This window comes from Pseudochrobactrum sp. AO18b (genome assembly GCF_000409565.1).
GTDB lineage: Bacteria > Pseudomonadota > Alphaproteobacteria > Rhizobiales > Rhizobiaceae > Pseudochrobactrum > Pseudochrobactrum saccharolyticum.
Genome location: NZ_ANNO01000194.1, coordinates 1 through 1,790, shown reverse-complemented (window position 1 = coordinate 1,790; position 1,790 = coordinate 1). Strand labels below are relative to the sequence as shown.

At 51.9% G+C, this 1,790-nt stretch carries 1 protein-coding gene; it reads left to right on the top strand.

Annotated features, from left to right (window positions below):
• Positions 1-201 precede the first annotated feature (201 nt).
• A partial coding sequence (locus tag A918_RS0108305) for an MFS transporter (RefSeq protein WP_033315986.1) occupies positions 202-1,790 on the top strand: 1,589 nt, incomplete at its 3' end.

Here is a 1,790-nt window from a genome sequence, read left to right as displayed (position 1 = left end):
TGTTTTTTTATTGTTTGAAGAAAAAATTTCACAGTTGCGTCAAAATAGCCAGTACGTCTTTTTTCAATGTTGCCTATGGTACGGGAATAAGGTTCGCTGGCAGCTTGCACATTGATTTTACAGGCTGTTTGAATTTTTCAGTGTGATTATTACACCGAACCATGCATGATGGAGCATCTGCTTCGGATAGGAAATTCTGCGGTGTCGCAAAGTGTATCCCCTTTAGCCCCGTTTAAACATAAAGCTTTTCGCTCTTTATGGACCGCAACGCTTGCTTCCAATCTTGGCGGGCTGATCCAGACAGTCGGTGCAGGCTGGATGATGACGACCATCGCGCAATCCTCCAATATGGTGGCGCTGGTACAGGCCTCCACCACTTTGCCGGTGATGTTTTTCTCGCTGTTTGCCGGTGCTTTAGCTGATAATTTTGACCGCCGCCGTATCATGCTGATTGCCCAATTTATGATGTTGCTGGTGTCGCTGATGCTGGCGATTTTTGGCTATATGGGCTGGCTTACGCCATGGCTTTTGCTGAGTTTTACATTCCTGATCGGCTGCGGCGGAGCCTTGCATAATCCGTCATGGCAGGCCTCGATGGGCGATATCGTGCCACGCTCTGATCTGCCGGGAGCGGTGGCGCTCAACAGCATGAGCTTTAATGCCATGCGCAGTATCGGCCCTGCGATCGGTGGTTTTATCGTGGCCGTTGCCGGTGCTGCTTTTGCCTTTATTATCAATGCCGTTAGCTATATTCCGCTGATCGTTGCGCTGCTGCGCTGGAAACCGCAGGTTACGCAATCCACACTGCCGCGTGAGACCTTTGGTCGTGCCGTTTCCGCCGGTCTTCGTTATGTTTCCATGTCGCCCAATCTGATCAAGGTGATGTTTCGCGGCTTTCTTTTCGGCTTGTCAGCCATTGTTGTGCTGGCTTTGCTGCCGCTGGTTGCGCGTGATCTGGTACAGGGAACGGCGCTGACCTATGGTATTATGCTCGGCGCATTCGGCCTTGGTGCGATTGCCGGTGCATTCACCTCCGGTGAACTGCGCGAGAAATTCGCCAATGAAACCATTGTGCGCGGTGCATTCATCGCTTTTGGTATCAGCGTCTATCTGCTGTCTTACAGTCATTCGGTTATTTTAAGCTGCCTGTTATTGCTGCCTGCCGGTGCGTCATGGGTTTTGGCTTTATCGCTGTTCAACGTGACTGTGCAATTGTCCACGCCGCGCTGGGTGGTGGGACGTGCTTTGGCGCTTTATCAAACTGCTACTTTTGGCGGCATGGCCGCTGGTAGCTGGCTCTGGGGTTCAGTGGCTGATGGTTACGGCCCTGAAACGGCTTTAAGCGTTGCAGCCTTCACGCTGGTTGGCGGTGCGCTGGTTGGTCTGGTGTTCAAATTGCCGGAATTCGACAAGCTCAATCTTGATCCGCTCAATTCTTTTTCCGAGCCGCAATTGCGTCTGGATATCCGTCCGCGCAGTGGTCCGATTATGGTGATGGTGGATTATCATATCGAACATCATAATGTTCATGCCTTTCTGGAAGCGATGGCTGCGCGCCGCCGTATCCGCATTCGTGACGGTGCACAGCAATGGGCATTGCTGCGTGATCTGGAAAATCCGGACATCTGGACAGAGACTTATCATGTGCCGACATGGGTGGAATATGTCCGCCATAATCAGCGCCGTACCTATGCGGATGCTGCGGTATCTGAGAAATTACTGTCGCTGCATAAAGGGCCGGAAAAGCCGCGCGTTCATCGTATGATTGAACGCCAAACTGTGCCTTTGCA